Source organism: Pseudomonas sp. JQ36 (assembly GCF_053851495.1).
The window spans coordinates 5,322,950-5,337,464 of record NZ_CM132642.1 but is presented as its reverse complement, the minus strand read 5'-3'; the positions used below and the strand labels follow the sequence as shown (position 1 = coordinate 5,337,464).

Here is a 14,515-nt window from a genome sequence, read left to right as displayed (position 1 = left end):
GCGCCTGCTCGCGGCAATGGCCAAGATGCAATCGAAGCTGCGCGACACCTTGCAGCGCATCTCCGGCTCGGCCACCCAGCTTGCATCTGCGGCGGAAGAGCTGAACAGCGTCACCGACGAAAGCGCCCGTGGCCTGACCCAGCAGAACAACGAAATCGAACAGGCCGCCACCGCGGTCAACGAGATGACCAGCGCGGTGGAAGAAGTCGCCCGCAATGCGGTGAGCACTTCGGAAGCCTCGAAGAACGCCACCACCTCGGCCGGCGACGGCCGCGACCTGGTGCAGGAAACCGTCAGCGCCATCGAACGCATGAGCGCCGACGTGCAGAGCACCGCGACCCTAATCGGCGATCTGGCGAATGAATCCCGTGACATCGGCAAGGTGCTGGACGTGATTCGTGGTCTGGCGGATCAGACCAACCTGCTGGCCCTGAACGCAGCGATCGAAGCGGCGCGTGCCGGTGAAGCCGGGCGTGGTTTTGCCGTGGTGGCCGATGAAGTGCGTGCCCTGGCGCATCGCACCCAGCAGTCGACCAGCGAAATCGAACGCATGATCGGCAGCATCCAGAGCGGCACCGAACACGCCGTGGACTCGATGCGCAACAGCACCGAGCGCGCCGAATCGACCCTGAACATCGCCCGGGGGGCCGGGATGTCGCTGGACACCATCAACACCGCGATCGTCGAGATCAACGAGCGCAACCTGGTGATCGCCAGCGCTGCCGAAGAGCAGGCGCAAGTGGCCCGCGAAGTGGATCGCAACCTGGTGAACATCCGCGACCTGTCGGTGCAATCGGCCACCGGCGCGAATCAGACCAGTGCGGCGAGCAACGAGCTGTCGCGCCTGGCGCTGGACTTGAACAACATGGTTGGGCGGTTCAGCCTGTAACAACATTTACCTTGAAGTAAATGAAATCTCTGTGGCGAGGGAGCTTGCTCCCGCTCGGCTGCGCAGCAGGCGCAATCCAGCCACTGCGTCTGCTCTGAAAAAACCTTTGCGTCTGATTTTTGGGGGCGCTGCGCGCCCCAGCGGGAGCAAGCTCCCTCGCCACAGTCATCACATGCCGCACCTCCTGCGTGAGCACGCTGTAAAAAGCTTTTTGACAGCATCACATTTCAACAGGTTAGAATCGCTGGCACGCAGACTGCATGGTCAGTTTGTGCCCGTCTTTACGCTTCTGGAGTACTGCCTTTGAATGCGACGACCATCAACAGCCTGTTCTTGATCGGCGCGTTGCTGGTAGGTGCAAGCATTCTTGTCAGCTCTCTTTCTTCCCGTCTCGGCATCCCGATTCTGGTCATCATTCTCGCGGTCGGCATGGCGGCGGGGGTCGATGGCGGCGGGATCATTTTCGATAACTACCCGACGGCCTATCTGGTCGGCAACCTCGCACTGGCAGTGATCCTGCTGGACGGTGGCTTGCGCACCCGGGTTTCAAGTTTTCGCGTGGCGCTGTGGCCGGCGTTGTCGCTGGCGACGGTCGGGGTGTTGATCACCACCGGGCTGACCGGCATGGCGGCGGCGTGGTTGTTCGACCTGAACCTGATTCAGGGCCTGCTGATCGGCGCCATTGTCGGTTCCACCGACGCCGCTGCGGTGTTCTCGCTGCTCGGCGGCAAGGGCCTCAACGAACGGGTGACCGCCAGCCTGGAAATCGAATCCGGCAGCAACGATCCGATGGCGGTGTTCCTCACCGTGACCCTGATCGACATGCTCGCCAGCGGCCAGACCGGCCTGCACTGGAGCCTGTTGACCCACCTGATCCGCGAATTCGGCATCGGTGGCGTGATCGGTCTGGGCGGTGGCTGGCTGATGCTGCAACTGGTCAACCGGATCAACCTCGCTACCGGCCTGTACCCGATTCTGGTGATCGCCGGCGGTCTGGTGGTGTTCGCCCTGACCAACGCCCTGCACGGCAGCGGCTTCCTCGCGGTGTACCTGTGCGGTCTGGTGATCGGCAACCGCCCGGTGCGCAGCCGTCACGGCATTCTGCACATGCTCGACGGCATGGCGTGGCTGGCACAGATCGGCATGTTCCTCGTGCTGGGGTTGCTGGTCACTCCGCATGACTTGCTGCCGATCGCCCTGCCCGCTCTGGGTCTGGCGCTGTGGATGATTCTGTTCGCCCGGCCGCTGTCAGTGCTGGTCGGCCTGCTGCCGTTCAAGGCATTCCACGGTCGCGAGAAAGCATTTATTTCCTGGGTCGGCCTGCGCGGCGCGGTACCGATCATTCTCGCGGTGTTCCCGCTGATGGCCGGGCTGCCGAATGCGCAGCTGTATTTCAACCTCGCGTTCTTCATCGTGCTGGTGTCGCTGCTGGTGCAGGGCACGAGCCTGCCGTGGGTGGCCAAACTGTTGAAGGTGACGGTCCCGCCGGAGCCGGCGCCGATTTCCCGTTCGGCGCTGGAAGTGCATATCACCAGCGAGTGGGAGCTGTTCGTTTACAAGCTCGGTGCCGAGAAATGGTGCATCGGTTCGCCCTTGCGCGAGCTGAAAATGCCCGAAGGCACCCGCATCGCCGCCCTGTTTCGTGGCCAGCAACTGCTCCATCCGTCGGGTAGTACGGTGCTGGAAGTCGATGATTTGCTGTGTGTTATCGGCCATGAACACAACTTGCCAGCCCTCGGAAAACTGTTCAGCCAGGCACCGCAACGCGGTCTGGATCTGCGCTTCTTCGGCGACTTCGTGCTCGAAGGAGACGCCCAGCTTAAAGCGGTTGCCGCGCTTTATGGCCTACCGGCCGAAGGCATCGATCCGGACATGACCCTGGGTGCGTTCATTGCCCAAAAGGTCGGGGGTGCACCGATCGTTGGCGACCAGGTGGAGTGGAACAACACCCACTGGACGGTCGCGGTCATGGACGGGAACAAGATCGGCAAAGTGGGCGTCAGATTCCCCGAAGGAAGTCGCCCGGGTCCCGGTCTCTTCCTCTAAACTGCGTCCACTCTCACTTGCTTGACCGGTCTCTATGCCTACCCTGCGCTCCTTCTTTTTCGCGGCCCTGCTGGGCCTGAGTCTTTCCGTCGGCCCGCTCTACGCCGCCGAACCGCCGTCCAGCGAAGCCGTACAGGCCAGCCTGGACAAGCTGGCCGACAGCAAACTGCCGGATGCCGACAAGAAGTCCCTGCAGTCAGTCCTGCAAACCACGCTCAATCAACTCAACAGCCGGCGTGATTACGACCAGAAGCTGATCGACCTCAAGCAGCAACTGGCCTCCGCCCCTCGGCAGACCATCGAGAATACCCGCGAACTGTCACGCCTCAAGGCCACGGCAGTGGTGCCGGTGGCGCAGCGCTTCAGCAAAGAGTCGATCCAGCAGCTGGAGCAGATCCTCACCGACCGCTCGACCCAGCAAAGTGACCTGCAAAAAGCCCTGGCCGATGCCAACAGCCTGATCATCACCGCCCAGACTCGCCCCGAGCGTGCGCAGGCAGAAATCTCTGCCAGCCAGACGCGCATCCAGCAGATCAACAACATCCTCAAATCCGGCAAGGACGCGGGCAAGACCGTCAGCGCCGAGCAGCGCGACCAGTTGAACGCCGAGCTCGCTGCGTTGAACTCACTGATTCCGCTGCGCCGTCAGGAACTGGCGGGCAACAGCCAGTTGCAGGATCTGGGCAACAGTCAGCACGACCTGCTCTCGGAGAAGTCCGACCGTCTCGACCGTGAGATCCAGGAACTGCAGACCCTGATCAACCAGAAGCGACTGGCGCAATCTCAGGAAACTGTCACTCAGCAGTCGATCGAGGCACAGAAGGCCGGCGGCAGCAGCCTGCTCGCCACCGAAAGTGCAGCCAACCTCAAGCTCTCCGACTACCTGCTCAAAAGCACCGACCGCCTCAACGAAGTCACTCAGCAGAACCTGCAGACCAAACAGCAGCTCGACAGCCTGACCCAAAGCGATTCGGCCCTCGACGAGCAGATCAACGTGCTCAAGGGCAGCCTGCTGCTGTCGAAGATTCTCTATAAGCAGAAACAGGCGCTGCCGCGACTCAAGGTCGACCGCGATCTGGCGGACCAGATCGCCGATATTCGCCTGTATCAGTTCGAAGTCAGCCAGCAGCGCGAACTCCTGAGCAATCCGGCGACCTACGTCGACAACCTGCTCTCCACCCAGCCGCCGGAACAAGTCACCCCGCAACTGCGCAAGAGCCTGATGGAACTGGCCAACACCCGCGCCGACCTGCTGGAGCGCCTGAACCGCGAACTGAGCGCGGTGCTCAACGAATCGATCACCCTGCAACTCAACCAGAAACAATTGCTGAGCACCGCGCAGAGCCTGCGTGCGACCCTTGACGAGCAGATGTTCTGGATCCCCAGCAACAAACCGCTGGACGCTGAATGGATTCGCGGCGTGCCGGAGCGGCTCAAGCGTCAGATCGACACCCTGCCGCTGGCCTCGAGCCTGAGCGAGCTGACCGACGGCCTGACCCAACGCCCGCTGCTGTTCCTGCCGCTGGCCCTGTTAATCGGCGCTCTACTGTGGCGACGCAAAGCACTGTACGCGCGACTGAACAAGGTTCACCAGGACATCGGGCACTTCAAGCGTGACAGCCAGTGGCATACGCCGCAGGCGATTCTGATCAATATTTTGCTGGCAATGCCGGTGGCGCTGGGTCTGGGCCTGTGCGGCCTGGCCTTGCAGATCGACGCCCGCGGGCAGAACGCCAACATGGGCGCGGCGCTGCTGCAAATGGGTCAGGCGTGGCTGGTGTTCTACACCGCCTACCGGATTCTCTCGCCGGGCGGTGTGGCCGAGTTGCACTTCCGTTGGGACAAGCCGCAGGTCGAGTTCCTTCAGGGCTGGATCCGTCGCCTCGGACTGGTGGTGATGGCCCTGGTGACCGTGGTGGCCGTCGCCGAGCTGCAACCGGCAGCGCTGGCCGACGACGTGCTCGGCATGCCGGTGGTGCTGACCTGCTACGCGCTGATGGCGTGGCTGCTCAGCCGCCTGCTGATCAGCAGCCCGGCCCACGAAAACACCTCGCTGTTCCGCAAGGCCGTCGGTGTGATGTTCACCCTGCTGCCGATCGCCCTGTTCGTCGCGGTGTGCTTCGGCTACTACTACACCGCACTGAAACTCAGCGACCGATTGATCAACACCCTGTACCTGCTGATGTTCTGGCTGGTGATCGAAGCCACGTTCGTCCGTGGTCTGGCGGTCGCCGCACGCCGTCTGGCCTACCAGCGCGCCCTGGCCAAACGTCAGGCCGCGAAAGAGGCCGGCGACGGCGAAGCGGTGATCGAGGAGCCAACCCTGGACATCGAAAAGGTCAACGAACAGTCGCTGCGCCTGATCCGTCTGGCGCTGCTCGGCGGCTTCATTGCCGCGCTGTACTGGGTCTGGGCCGACCTGATTTCGGTGTTCTCGTACCTCGACAACATCACCCTCTACGAATACACCAGCGGCACCGGCGCCAACATGAGCATGGTGCCGATCAGCATCGGCGACATGCTCGGCGCGCTGATCATCATCGGCATCACCTTCGCCCTGGCGCGCAACCTGCCGGGTCTGCTCGAAGTGTTCGTGCTGTCGAAACTCAACCTGGCGCAGGGCAGTGCCTATGCGACCACGACGTTGTTGTCGTATGTGATCGCCGGCGTCGGTTTTGTCTCGACCCTGTCGACCCTCGGCGTGAGCTGGGACAAGTTGCAGTGGCTGGTGGCGGCGCTGTCGGTCGGCCTCGGCTTCGGTATGCAGGAGATCTTCGCCAACTTCATCTCCGGCATCATGATCCTGTTCGAACGCCCGGTGCGGATCGGCGACACCATCACCATCGGCAACCTGTCGGGCACGGTGAGCAAGATCCGCATCCGCGCCACGACCATCACCGATTTCGACCGCAAGGACATCATTGTCCCGAACAAGACGTTCATCACCGGGCAACTGATCAACTGGTCGCTGACCGACACCATCACCCGCGTCACGCTGAAACTCGGCGTGGATTACGGCTCCGATCTGGATCTGGTCAAGGAACTGCTGCTCAAGGCCGCCCGGGAAAACCCGCGCGTGCTCAAGGAACCCGAGCCGCACGTGTACTTCCTCAACTTCGGCGAAAGCACCCTCGACCACGAATTGCGCATGCACGTACGTGACCTCGGTGACCGCAACCCGGTACTCGATGAGGTCAACCGCTTCATCAACCGCGAGTTCAAGAAGCAGCACATCAACATCTCGTTCCGCCAGATGGAGGTGTACCTGAAGAACCTCCACGGTCAGGAATACAAGATGGTGCCGATCGAGCCGGAGACCAAAACCATCGTACCGATCCCCGACGATCAGAAACCGCTGCAAGAGCCGCCGCCGGCCAAACTCGACTAACCGGTCTGATCCCAGCAGAATGCTCGGACATTCTGCTGGAGCCGGCCCTTGAAAGCCCTCGACGAACTGACCTTCGACAATCGCTTCGCCCGCCTGGGCGACGCGTTCTCCGCCCATGTGCTGCCCGAGCCGATCGACAACCCGCGTCTGGTCGTCGCCAGCCCGGCGGCCCTGGCCTTGCTCGATCTCGATCCGGCGACCGCTGAGACTCAGGAATTTGCTGAACTGTTCGGCGGCCACAAGTTGTGGGCCGATGCCGAACCACGAGCGATGGTCTATTCCGGGCATCAGTTCGGCGGCTACACGCCACAACTGGGTGATGGTCGCGGACTGTTGCTGGGCGAGGTCTACAACGACGCTGGCGAACACTGGGATCTGCATCTGAAGGGCGCCGGACAGACGCCGTTTTCGCGCATGGGCGATGGCCGCGCGGTGCTGCGTTCGTCGATCCGTGAGTTTCTCGCTTCCGAAGCACTGCACGGGCTGAACATCCCGTCTTCACGGGCAGCCTGCGTGATCGGCTCCGACACTCCGGTGTGGCGCGAAAAGCAGGAACGCGCAGCGATGGTGCTGCGTCTGGCGCCAAGCCATATCCGTTTCGGCCATTTCGAATATTTCTACTACACCAAGCGTCCCGAGCAGCAGAAGCAACTCGGCGAGCACGTGCTGGCGATGCATTATCCCGAATGCCTGGAGCAGCCGGAGCCGTATCTGGCGATGTTCCGCGAGATCGTCGAGCGCAACGCCGAACTGATCGCCAAGTGGCAGGCCTACGGCTTCTGTCACGGGGTGATGAACACCGACAACATGTCGATCCTCGGCATCACCTTCGACTTCGGCCCGTTCGCCTTCCTCGACGATTTCGACGCCAACTTCATCTGCAACCACTCGGATGATCAGGGCCGCTACTCGTTCAGCAACCAGGTGCCGATCGGCCAGTGGAACCTCAGCGCTCTGGCCCAAGCCCTGACGCCGTTCATCAGCGTCGAAGCCCTGCGCGAAACCCTCGGCCTGTACCTGCCGCTGTTCCAGGCGCACTACCTCGACCTGATGCGCCGCCGCCTCGGCTTCACCACCGCCGAGGATGACGACCAGAAACTGCTCGAAGACCTGCTGCAACTGATGCAGAACAGCGGCGTCGACTACACGCTGTTCTTCCGCCATCTCGGCGAAGAGTCAGCAGAACAGGCTGTCGCCCGATTGCGTGATGACTTCGTCGATATCAAAGGCTTCGACGCCTGGGGCGAGCGCTACGTGGCACGGGTTGCCCGCGATGGCGACAGCGATCAGGATCTGCGCCGGGCGCGGATGCATGCGGTCAATCCGCTGTACATCCTGCGCAACTATCTCGCGCAAAAAGCCATCGACGCCGCCGAACAAGGCGACTACTCCGAGGTGCGCCGGCTGCATGCGGTGCTGAGCAAACCGTTCGACGAACAGCCGGGGATGGAAGGTTATGCCGAACGGCCACCGGAGTGGGGCAAGCATCTGGAGATCAGTTGTTCTTCCTGAGACGTCTTAGACAAATACGTCTACAGGAAGCTTGAAAAACTCGGCCAGCCAGCAAACCTGCCGCAGGTTTAACTGCCGCTTGCCGCTCAGGATTTCCGAGACAACAGACTGAGTACCGACCCCGGGCAAATCGCTCTGGGTCAAACCATGTTCACGCATTAAATATCCCAACACTTCACGACCTGGTGGTTTAGGCACCGGATGATGCGTGCGATCCCACTCCTCAATCCAATCACTGATGATGTCCAGCAGGCTCGCGAGTGGATGCGAGCCATCATCACCGGTTATCTCAAGGATCTCATCGACGGCCTGAACCAAGGCGTCGTAGTCATCTTCATTTTCTGGCCGACGCAGAGGACGAGGAAAGAAATCCGGATTTTGGTCAGCACCGGAATCTAGCCAAACATTCTCGAAACCAACAAAGTCCCCGGCAAACGAGTAAATCGCGCGGACATTTAAGTCTTCAACAGACTCAGATCCTTCTAAAAGCTGTAAGAGCGAAAGACGTTTACCCGTTGTGAAGGCCATAGGGATGGGAGTCCAAGCGTTATTTGGTTCAGGTCTGCTCAAGATTACCAATTGGATCAAATACAGATAATCAGATTCAGCACCGACGCGCGTAGGTCCTTTCCTTAAGTGACGATGGTAATGACCTACAGACCGATTCCTTGATAATCGCGACTTTGCCTCCAGATCAGTCTTATAGACTTCCTGCCCGAGAGCCCATCATGTCTGAACCACTCCTAATCCCCTGCCCCGCCTGCAACGGCCTCAACCGCATCCCCGCCGAACGCCTCGCCGACCAGCCAAAATGCGGGCGCTGCAAATCCGCGGTACTGCTGAGCAAGCCGTTCGAACTCAAGCAAGGTGACTACGCCAGCCAGATCAAAGGTGATCTACCGCTATTGGTTGACGTGTGGGCGGACTGGTGCGGGCCATGCAAGTCGTTTGCGCCGGTGTTCGAGCAGGCAGCGGCGCAGTTGGCGGGCAAGTGCCGGTTGGCCAAGCTCGACAGCGAGGCCAATCAGCAGTTGTCGGCGCAGTTGGGGATTCGTTCGATTCCGAGCCTGATTATGTTCAAGAACGGTCGGGAAGTGGCGCGCCAGAGCGGGGCGTTTCCGTTGCCGCAGTTGATGGCGTGGCTGCGTAGCCAGGGCATCTGATACCACACAGAACCCAATGTGGGAGTGAGCCTGCTCGCGATGGCGTCCGGTCAATCAACTCATATGTTGGCTGACAGGACGCCATCGCGAGCAGGCTCACTCCTACAGGGGATCTGAGTAGCTCAGGGGTCAGTGGTCTTCGAGCAGATTGTGCAATTCAACGAACTGCTGCGTGAGTTTGTGCCGTGGGTCGAGGTGGATCAGCGGGGTGCTGGCCTGGTGCGACTCGCGCATGCGCACCGAGCTGTTCAGGTACACCGGCAGCACCGGCAAGCCCTCGGCAATCAACTCATCGAGAATCTGTTGCGGCAGGCTGGCCCGGGCTTGGAACTGGTTGACCACGATGCCTTCGACTTCCAGACCTTCGTTGTGGTCTTCCTTCAACTCTTCAATCTCCGCCAGCAGCCCGTACAGCGCCTGGCGCGAGAAGCTGTCGCAATCGAAGGGAATCAGTACACGATCGGCGGCGATCAACGCCGACACAGCATAAAAGTTCAGCGCCGGTGGCGTATCCAGATAAATCCGGTCGTATTCGCCATCCAGCTCATCCAGCAACTTACGCAGCTTGTTGATCTTGTGCTTGGCCTCAAGCTTGGGCTGCAGATCGGCCAGTTCAGCGGTGGCGGTGATGATATGCAGGTTGTCGAACGGGGTTTCGTAGATGTCGGCCTGGTTTTTCTTCGAGAACGGTCCTGATGACAAGGTTTGCTTGAAGAAGTCGGCAATGCCCATCGGTATGTCATCGCCGGTGAGCCCCGTCAGGTACTGAGTGGAGTTGGCCTGGGCGTCGAGGTCGACCAACAGCGTGCGATAGCCCTCGCTGGCACTCACCGCGGCCAGATTGCAGGCAATGCTGGATTTGCCCACGCCACCTTTCTGATTGAACACCACACGCCGCATGACAAAACCTCCGTGTATCAAAGAATGACCGAGTGTAGTTGCCTGTGCGCACGCTTCGCTACCTCAACGACGCGGACTACAGAGTCAGGCGCAAAAATCAGCGGGCACAGCGGGCAAAAACCTCGCGATTGCGCTGATATGCCCGACAGACAAATCCCGCACGATCCGGATAATGGCCAAGTGACATTTTTTCCACGAACCACTCGGTACATTTCGTTGCGCAAAACGTAACCAACATTTGCTACACACTCGTCGCACCGGGATAATGCGCGCCACCCGGCGCCAAGCGCCACGTCAAGTCAGCCGCGGCCTTGGCGACTCAAAGCGTCATAAAAGCCCGCAGGGGCGGGATGAGCATCCGTGATCAACTTCAACATCGCCCAATGGCGCGCGTGGGCCCCGGGGCTCGACAGCGTGGACGCGTGGCAGGCCTGGAGCCGACAACCGGTCGTACTCCCGAGCAGCGATGTCGCGCCCGATGTGTCGTTTCTGCCAGCCATGCAGCGTCGACGCCTCAGCCGTCTGGCGCGGATGGCGTTCAGTGTCGGCTGGCCGCTGGCCGACGGACGGGAGAACCTGCCGCTGGTGTTTGTTTCACGACACGGCGAAACCCCGCGCACCTTCGAGATCCTCAGTGACCTGGCCAAGGACGAGCCGTTGTCGCCGACCCAGTTCAGCCTGTCGGTGCACAACGCGATCATCGGCCTGTGGTCGATCATGCGCGGCGAAACCAGCGAAATGACTGCACTGGCGGCCGCAGGCGATGGCCTGGAACACGGCATCCTCGAAGCCGCCGCCCTGCTCGATGAGGGCGCGCCGGCGGTGCTGCTGATCATCACCGAAGAACAGCCGCCACAGGCCTATTCGCAGTGGATCGACGACGTGCCGTTCCCTTATGCGCTGGGTCTGTTGCTCACCCCCGGTACCGACTGGCGGCTGACCCTGAACAGCGGCCCGCAAGCACTGTCCAAAGCGCACTGGCCCCACGCGCTGAATCTGTTGCGCGCCCTGCTCGGCCAGCAACCCCATTGCCAACATGCCTGGAAAAATCGTGTATGGACCTGGCAACGCAACCCGTGACCGAGAAGAACCGCGACGCCTATTACTGGCGCCTGCTGGCCACCGCCGCCAGTTTCGCCCTGTTCGGGCTCGGCGGGCTGTGCCTGCGCATACTGGTATTTCCGCTGCTCGGTTGCTTATCGGGTGACGCACTCAAGCATCGGCAGCGCGCGCGGCAGACCGTCAGTCGGCTGTTCTGGTTTTTTGTGCGGTTCATGGCCCGCACCGGCGTGCTGACTTACGACATTCAAGGCGCGGAACGCCTCGGCCGCCCGGGGCAGATGATCATCGCCAACCACCCGTCGCTGATCGACGTGGTGTTCCTTATCGGTCTGGTGCGCCAGGCCAATTGCGTGGTGAAGAAAAGCCTGTGGGAAAATCCCTTCACTCGCGGCCCGCTGCGCCGCACCGAATACATCAGCAATGACGGCAGCATGGACATGCTCGACGCCGCCGCCGAGTCCCTGCAAAACGGCCAGACCCTGATCATCTTTCCCGAAGGCACCCGCACCCAGCCGGGGCAGGCACCGGCCTTTCATCGGGGGGCCGCGGCGATTGCCCTGCGCGGTGCGAAAATCCTTACACCAGTGGTTATCAAGGTCAGTCCGACTACCCTGACCAAGGCCGAACCCTGGTATCGCATCCCCCGCCGTCGCGTGCACTTCAGTTTCCGCGTCGGGGCCGATATAGATCCACAGACTTTCGCCACGCAAGGCCCCGCCCCGCAAGCCTCGCGCAAGCTCAACGACTATTTGCACACCTACTTCATCAAGGAGCTCGCCGAAGATGAGCGATCTGCACCGTGACATAAAACTGTTGATCATCGACGCCCTCGGCCTCGAAGACATCAGCGCCGACGACATCGGCGACGACCAGACGCTGTTCGGCGAAGGCCTTGGCCTGGACTCCGTCGACGCACTGGAACTGGGTCTGGCGATCCAGAAAAAGTACGGCATCAAGATCGACGCCGACGCCAAAGACACCCGTAACCACTTCACCAACGTGGCGAGCCTTGCGGCGTTCGTCACGGCAAAACAGGCAGCTTGAGACCGGACCATGCAAACTCGTGACGACATTTTCAACACCCTGCGCGATGCCTTGGTCGAGCTGTTCGAACTGGATCCGGCGCGGATCAGCCTGGAGTCCAACCTGTATCAGGATCTGGAGATCGACAGCATCGACGCGGTCGACCTGATCGATCACATCAAACGCCAGACCGGCAAGAAAATCGCCGCCGAAGAATTCAAATCGGTGCGCACCGTCGGTGACGTGGTCGAGGCGGTCTACCGACTGGTTCAACCGGCCGCATGAGCCGATTGATCGGCCTCGGCCTGCTGCTGGCGGGGCTGCTGTACCCCTTTGCGGTGTATTTCGGCATGGAGCACTTCGCCCCGTGGCAGTTCGGACTGCTACTGGGCGGGTTGTGGCTGGCGCGCGCACTGACCGGCGAGCGCAAGCCCGGCAGCCGCTGGATGGCCTGCGTGGCGATCGGGTTCTGCCTGCTGCTGGCGCTGTTCGACAGTCCGCTGTTGCTGCGCTGGTATCCGGTGCTGATCAGCGGCTTCATGCTGGTGCTGTTCAGCCTGAGCCTGAAATACGGGCCGCCGATGGTCGAGCGTCTGGCGCGACTGCGCGAGCCGCAATTACCGCCCGAGGCGATCCGCTACACCCGTCAGGTCACGGTGGCCTGGAGCGTGTTTTTCTTCTGCAACGGTTTGTGCGCCGCGCTCCTGACCCTGTGGGCGCCGCTGCATTGGTGGATGTTGTACACCGGCCTGATCTCCTACGGATTGATCGGCCTGATGTTTGCCATTGAATGGCTGATACGACAACGGGTAAGAGGCCGTAAATGAACTGGATAAAACTTGAGCAACTGTTGCTCAAGGCCCTGCCGGAACGCGCGATCAGCGCCGCCCCGGCCCTCGACCACACGCAACTGCGCGAACAGGCGCTGAGCGTTGCCGCCGGTCTGCAGGCACGCGGCGTGCAGCGTATGGCGGTGCATCTGGAAGATGCTGCCGACCTCGCCATCGCCCTGCTCGGGGCCTGGCGCGCGGGTGTCAGTGTATTGCTGCCCGCTGACCTGCAAGCGCAGACCCGCCAACGCTGGTCGAATGAAGTCGATCTATGGCTGACCGATCACAGCGCGGATGTTCACTTGAACGATCTGCTGCAGCCGGCCCTGCCCGGCGCTGAACTGGATCTCGACCAGTGCCGCCTGAGCCTGTGCACCTCCGGCTCCAGCGGCGAGCCCAAGCGTATCGACAAGACCCTGCGCCAACTGGCCAACGAGGTCGAAGCGCTGGAGCAACTGTGGGGCGCAGATCTCGGTGAAGCCTGGATCATCGGCAGTGTCGCCACCCAGCACATCTACGGTTTGTTGTTCCGGGTGCTGTGGCCGCTGTGCGCCGGACGCCCGTTCGTGCGCAAGCAACTGGCGTTTCCGGAAGATCTGCAGCGCGCCAGCCGTGAACACCCGGCCTTCGCCTGGGTCGGCAGCCCGGCGTTGCTCAAGCGCATGGGCGACAACCTCGACTGGCCGGCCCTGAGCGCCGTGCGCCGGGTGTTTTCCTCCGGCGGCGCTTTACCCGCAGACGCGGCGCAGAGCCTGCAGCAACGCCTGCAACAGTGGCCGACCGAAATCCTCGGCAGCTCGGAAACCGGCGGCATCGCCTGGCGTCAGGGCGCCAGTCTGTGGCAGCCCTTCGCCGGGGTTGAGCTAAGCCAGGACAGCGACGGCGCCTTGCTGATCGCCTCGCCCTACCTGCCGACCGGGCATGTCGAACACACCGCCGACGCCGCGCGCATTGCCGCCGACGGGCGTTTCGAACTGCTCGGGCGGCTGGACCGGATCGTCAAACTCGAAGAGAAGCGCATCTCCCTGCCGATGCTCGAACAGGCACTGGTCGCCCATGAATGGGTCGCCGAAGCGCGGCTGGGCGTGGTTCAAGAAAACCGTGCGGTGCTTGGCGCCTTGCTGGTGCTCAGCGACGCCGGCCTGTTTGCCTTGCGTGAACAGGGCCGACGCAGCCTGACCGAAGCCCTGCGCAAGCACCTGAGCCAGCATTGCGAAGCCCTGGCCTTGCCCCGGCGCTGGCGTCTGGTGCGGCAACTGCCACTGAACAGCCAGGGCAAGCTGCCGCAGGCCGACATCGAAGCGCTGCTGCTGGCGCCACGGCCGAAAGCTCCGGAAGTGCTGGAGCAGGTCGAAACCGACGGCGAGTGGAGCCTGCAATTGAGTGTTCCACCGGACCTGGCCTACTTCAGCGGTCACTTCCCCAAGGCTCCGGTGCTGCCCGGCGTGGTGCAAGTCGAATGGGCGCTGAACCTTGGCCGACAACTGCTGAACCTGTCTGGCAAATTTGCCGGCATGGAAGTGCTGAAATTCCAGCAACTGGTACGCCCGGGCGATGAAGTCCAGCTGCACCTGCGTTTCGATCCCGAGCGCGGCAAACTGTATTTCGCCTACCGTAACGACACCGCGACCTGCTCCAGCGGGCGAATCATCCTGGAGCCTGCCAATGCTTAACCTGTGGCGAGGGAGCTTGCTCCCGCTGG

The 14,515-nt window shown here is 61.7% G+C and carries 13 protein-coding genes; 11 read left to right on the top strand and 2 right to left on the bottom strand.

Annotated elements, in window-relative coordinates; all coding sequences use genetic code 11:
• Nucleotides 1-16 precede the first annotated feature (16 nt).
• The 4 genes from ACS4NR_RS24120 to selO all read left to right on the top strand — a co-directional run bounded on the left by ACS4NR_RS24120 (nucleotide 17) and on the right by selO (nucleotide 7,835).
• Nucleotides 17-889, top strand: a complete 873-nt coding sequence (locus ACS4NR_RS24120) for a methyl-accepting chemotaxis protein (RefSeq protein WP_371917813.1) — start codon at nucleotides 17-19, stop codon at nucleotides 887-889.
• 303 nt (nucleotides 890-1,192) lie between these two features.
• Nucleotides 1,193-2,935: a potassium/proton antiporter gene (locus ACS4NR_RS24115; protein ID WP_095138054.1), complete on the top strand. Its 1,743-nt coding sequence runs from the start codon at nucleotides 1,193-1,195 to the stop codon at nucleotides 2,933-2,935.
• Between the two features lie 34 nt (nucleotides 2,936-2,969).
• The gene (gene mscK, locus ACS4NR_RS24110; protein ID WP_095138053.1) at nucleotides 2,970-6,323 is read left to right on the top strand and encodes a mechanosensitive channel MscK; all 3,354 of its coding nucleotides are present in this window, start codon (nucleotides 2,970-2,972) and stop codon (nucleotides 6,321-6,323) included.
• Between the two features lie 48 nt (nucleotides 6,324-6,371).
• Nucleotides 6,372-7,835, top strand: coding sequence for a protein adenylyltransferase SelO (gene selO, locus ACS4NR_RS24105; protein WP_456018511.1), 1,464 nt, complete (start codon nucleotides 6,372-6,374; stop codon nucleotides 7,833-7,835).
• Between the two features lie 6 nt (nucleotides 7,836-7,841).
• Here selO and ACS4NR_RS24100 read toward each other — a convergent pair whose 3' ends face one another.
• Nucleotides 7,842-8,189 (bottom strand): helix-turn-helix domain-containing protein, encoded by a 348-nt coding sequence (locus ACS4NR_RS24100; protein WP_456020408.1) that lies wholly within the window; start codon nucleotides 8,187-8,189, stop codon nucleotides 7,842-7,844.
• Between the two features lie 374 nt (nucleotides 8,190-8,563).
• On the opposite strand from ACS4NR_RS24100, the gene trxC reads away from it, so the two are divergent.
• Nucleotides 8,564-8,998, top strand: a complete 435-nt coding sequence (gene trxC / locus ACS4NR_RS24095) for a thioredoxin TrxC (protein ID WP_456018510.1) — start codon at nucleotides 8,564-8,566, stop codon at nucleotides 8,996-8,998.
• A gap of 129 nt (nucleotides 8,999-9,127) precedes the next feature.
• Here the strand turns inward: trxC and ACS4NR_RS24090 are convergent, their stop codons facing one another.
• On the bottom strand, nucleotides 9,128-9,898 hold the full coding sequence (locus ACS4NR_RS24090; protein ID WP_166495975.1) for a ParA family protein: 771 nt from the start codon (nucleotides 9,896-9,898) through the stop codon (nucleotides 9,128-9,130).
• 360 nt (nucleotides 9,899-10,258) lie between these two features.
• On the opposite strand from ACS4NR_RS24090, the gene ACS4NR_RS24085 reads away from it, so the two are divergent.
• From ACS4NR_RS24085 to ACS4NR_RS24060, 6 genes are read left to right on the top strand one after another with little or no spacing between them, the layout of a single operon-like run.
• Nucleotides 10,259-10,978, top strand: a complete 720-nt coding sequence (locus ACS4NR_RS24085) for a beta-ketoacyl synthase chain length factor (RefSeq protein WP_166495974.1) — start codon at nucleotides 10,259-10,261, stop codon at nucleotides 10,976-10,978.
• Nucleotides 10,954-11,763, top strand: coding sequence for a lysophospholipid acyltransferase family protein (locus tag ACS4NR_RS24080; protein WP_456018509.1), 810 nt, complete (start codon nucleotides 10,954-10,956; stop codon nucleotides 11,761-11,763). The genes ACS4NR_RS24085 and ACS4NR_RS24080 overlap by 25 nt, the downstream gene beginning before the upstream one ends.
• Nucleotides 11,744-12,004 carry a phosphopantetheine-binding protein gene (locus ACS4NR_RS24075; protein ID WP_095138047.1) on the top strand — a complete coding sequence of 87 codons (261 nt, stop codon included), beginning with the start codon at nucleotides 11,744-11,746 and terminating at the stop codon, nucleotides 12,002-12,004. Before ACS4NR_RS24080 ends, ACS4NR_RS24075 begins: the two co-directional genes overlap by 20 nt.
• A gap of 9 nt (nucleotides 12,005-12,013) precedes the next feature.
• Nucleotides 12,014-12,268, top strand: coding sequence for an acyl carrier protein (locus tag ACS4NR_RS24070; protein ID WP_003220947.1), 255 nt, complete (start codon nucleotides 12,014-12,016; stop codon nucleotides 12,266-12,268).
• Nucleotides 12,265-12,810 (top strand): COG4648 family protein, encoded by a 546-nt coding sequence (locus tag ACS4NR_RS24065; RefSeq protein ID WP_095138046.1) that lies wholly within the window; start codon nucleotides 12,265-12,267, stop codon nucleotides 12,808-12,810. Before ACS4NR_RS24070 ends, ACS4NR_RS24065 begins: the two co-directional genes overlap by 4 nt.
• Complete coding sequence (locus ACS4NR_RS24060; protein WP_456018507.1) at nucleotides 12,807-14,486, top strand: AMP-binding protein; 1,680 nt, start codon at nucleotides 12,807-12,809, stop codon at nucleotides 14,484-14,486. The genes ACS4NR_RS24065 and ACS4NR_RS24060 overlap by 4 nt, the downstream gene beginning before the upstream one ends.
• Nucleotides 14,487-14,515 lie beyond the last annotated feature (29 nt).

Excerpts from the sequence above, each read along its gene's own strand:
- ACS4NR_RS24120 (WP_371917813.1), top strand. The coding sequence starts at position 17 with ATGGCCAAGATGCAATCGAAGCTGCGCGACACCTTGCAGCGCATCTCC.
- mscK (WP_095138053.1), top strand. The coding sequence starts at position 2,970 with ATGCCTACCCTGCGCTCCTTCTTTTTCGCGGCCCTGCTGGGCCTGAGT.
- trxC (WP_456018510.1), top strand. The coding sequence starts at position 8,564 with ATGTCTGAACCACTCCTAATCCCCTGCCCCGCCTGCAACGGCCTCAAC.
- ACS4NR_RS24090 (WP_166495975.1), bottom strand. The coding sequence starts at position 9,898 with ATGCGGCGTGTGGTGTTCAATCAGAAAGGTGGCGTGGGCAAATCCAGC.
- ACS4NR_RS24080 (WP_456018509.1), top strand. The coding sequence starts at position 10,954 with ATGGACCTGGCAACGCAACCCGTGACCGAGAAGAACCGCGACGCCTAT.
- ACS4NR_RS24075 (WP_095138047.1), top strand. The coding sequence starts at position 11,744 with ATGAGCGATCTGCACCGTGACATAAAACTGTTGATCATCGACGCCCTC.
- ACS4NR_RS24070 (WP_003220947.1), top strand. The coding sequence starts at position 12,014 with ATGCAAACTCGTGACGACATTTTCAACACCCTGCGCGATGCCTTGGTC.
- ACS4NR_RS24065 (WP_095138046.1), top strand. The coding sequence starts at position 12,265 with ATGAGCCGATTGATCGGCCTCGGCCTGCTGCTGGCGGGGCTGCTGTAC.
- ACS4NR_RS24060 (WP_456018507.1), top strand. The coding sequence starts at position 12,807 with ATGAACTGGATAAAACTTGAGCAACTGTTGCTCAAGGCCCTGCCGGAA.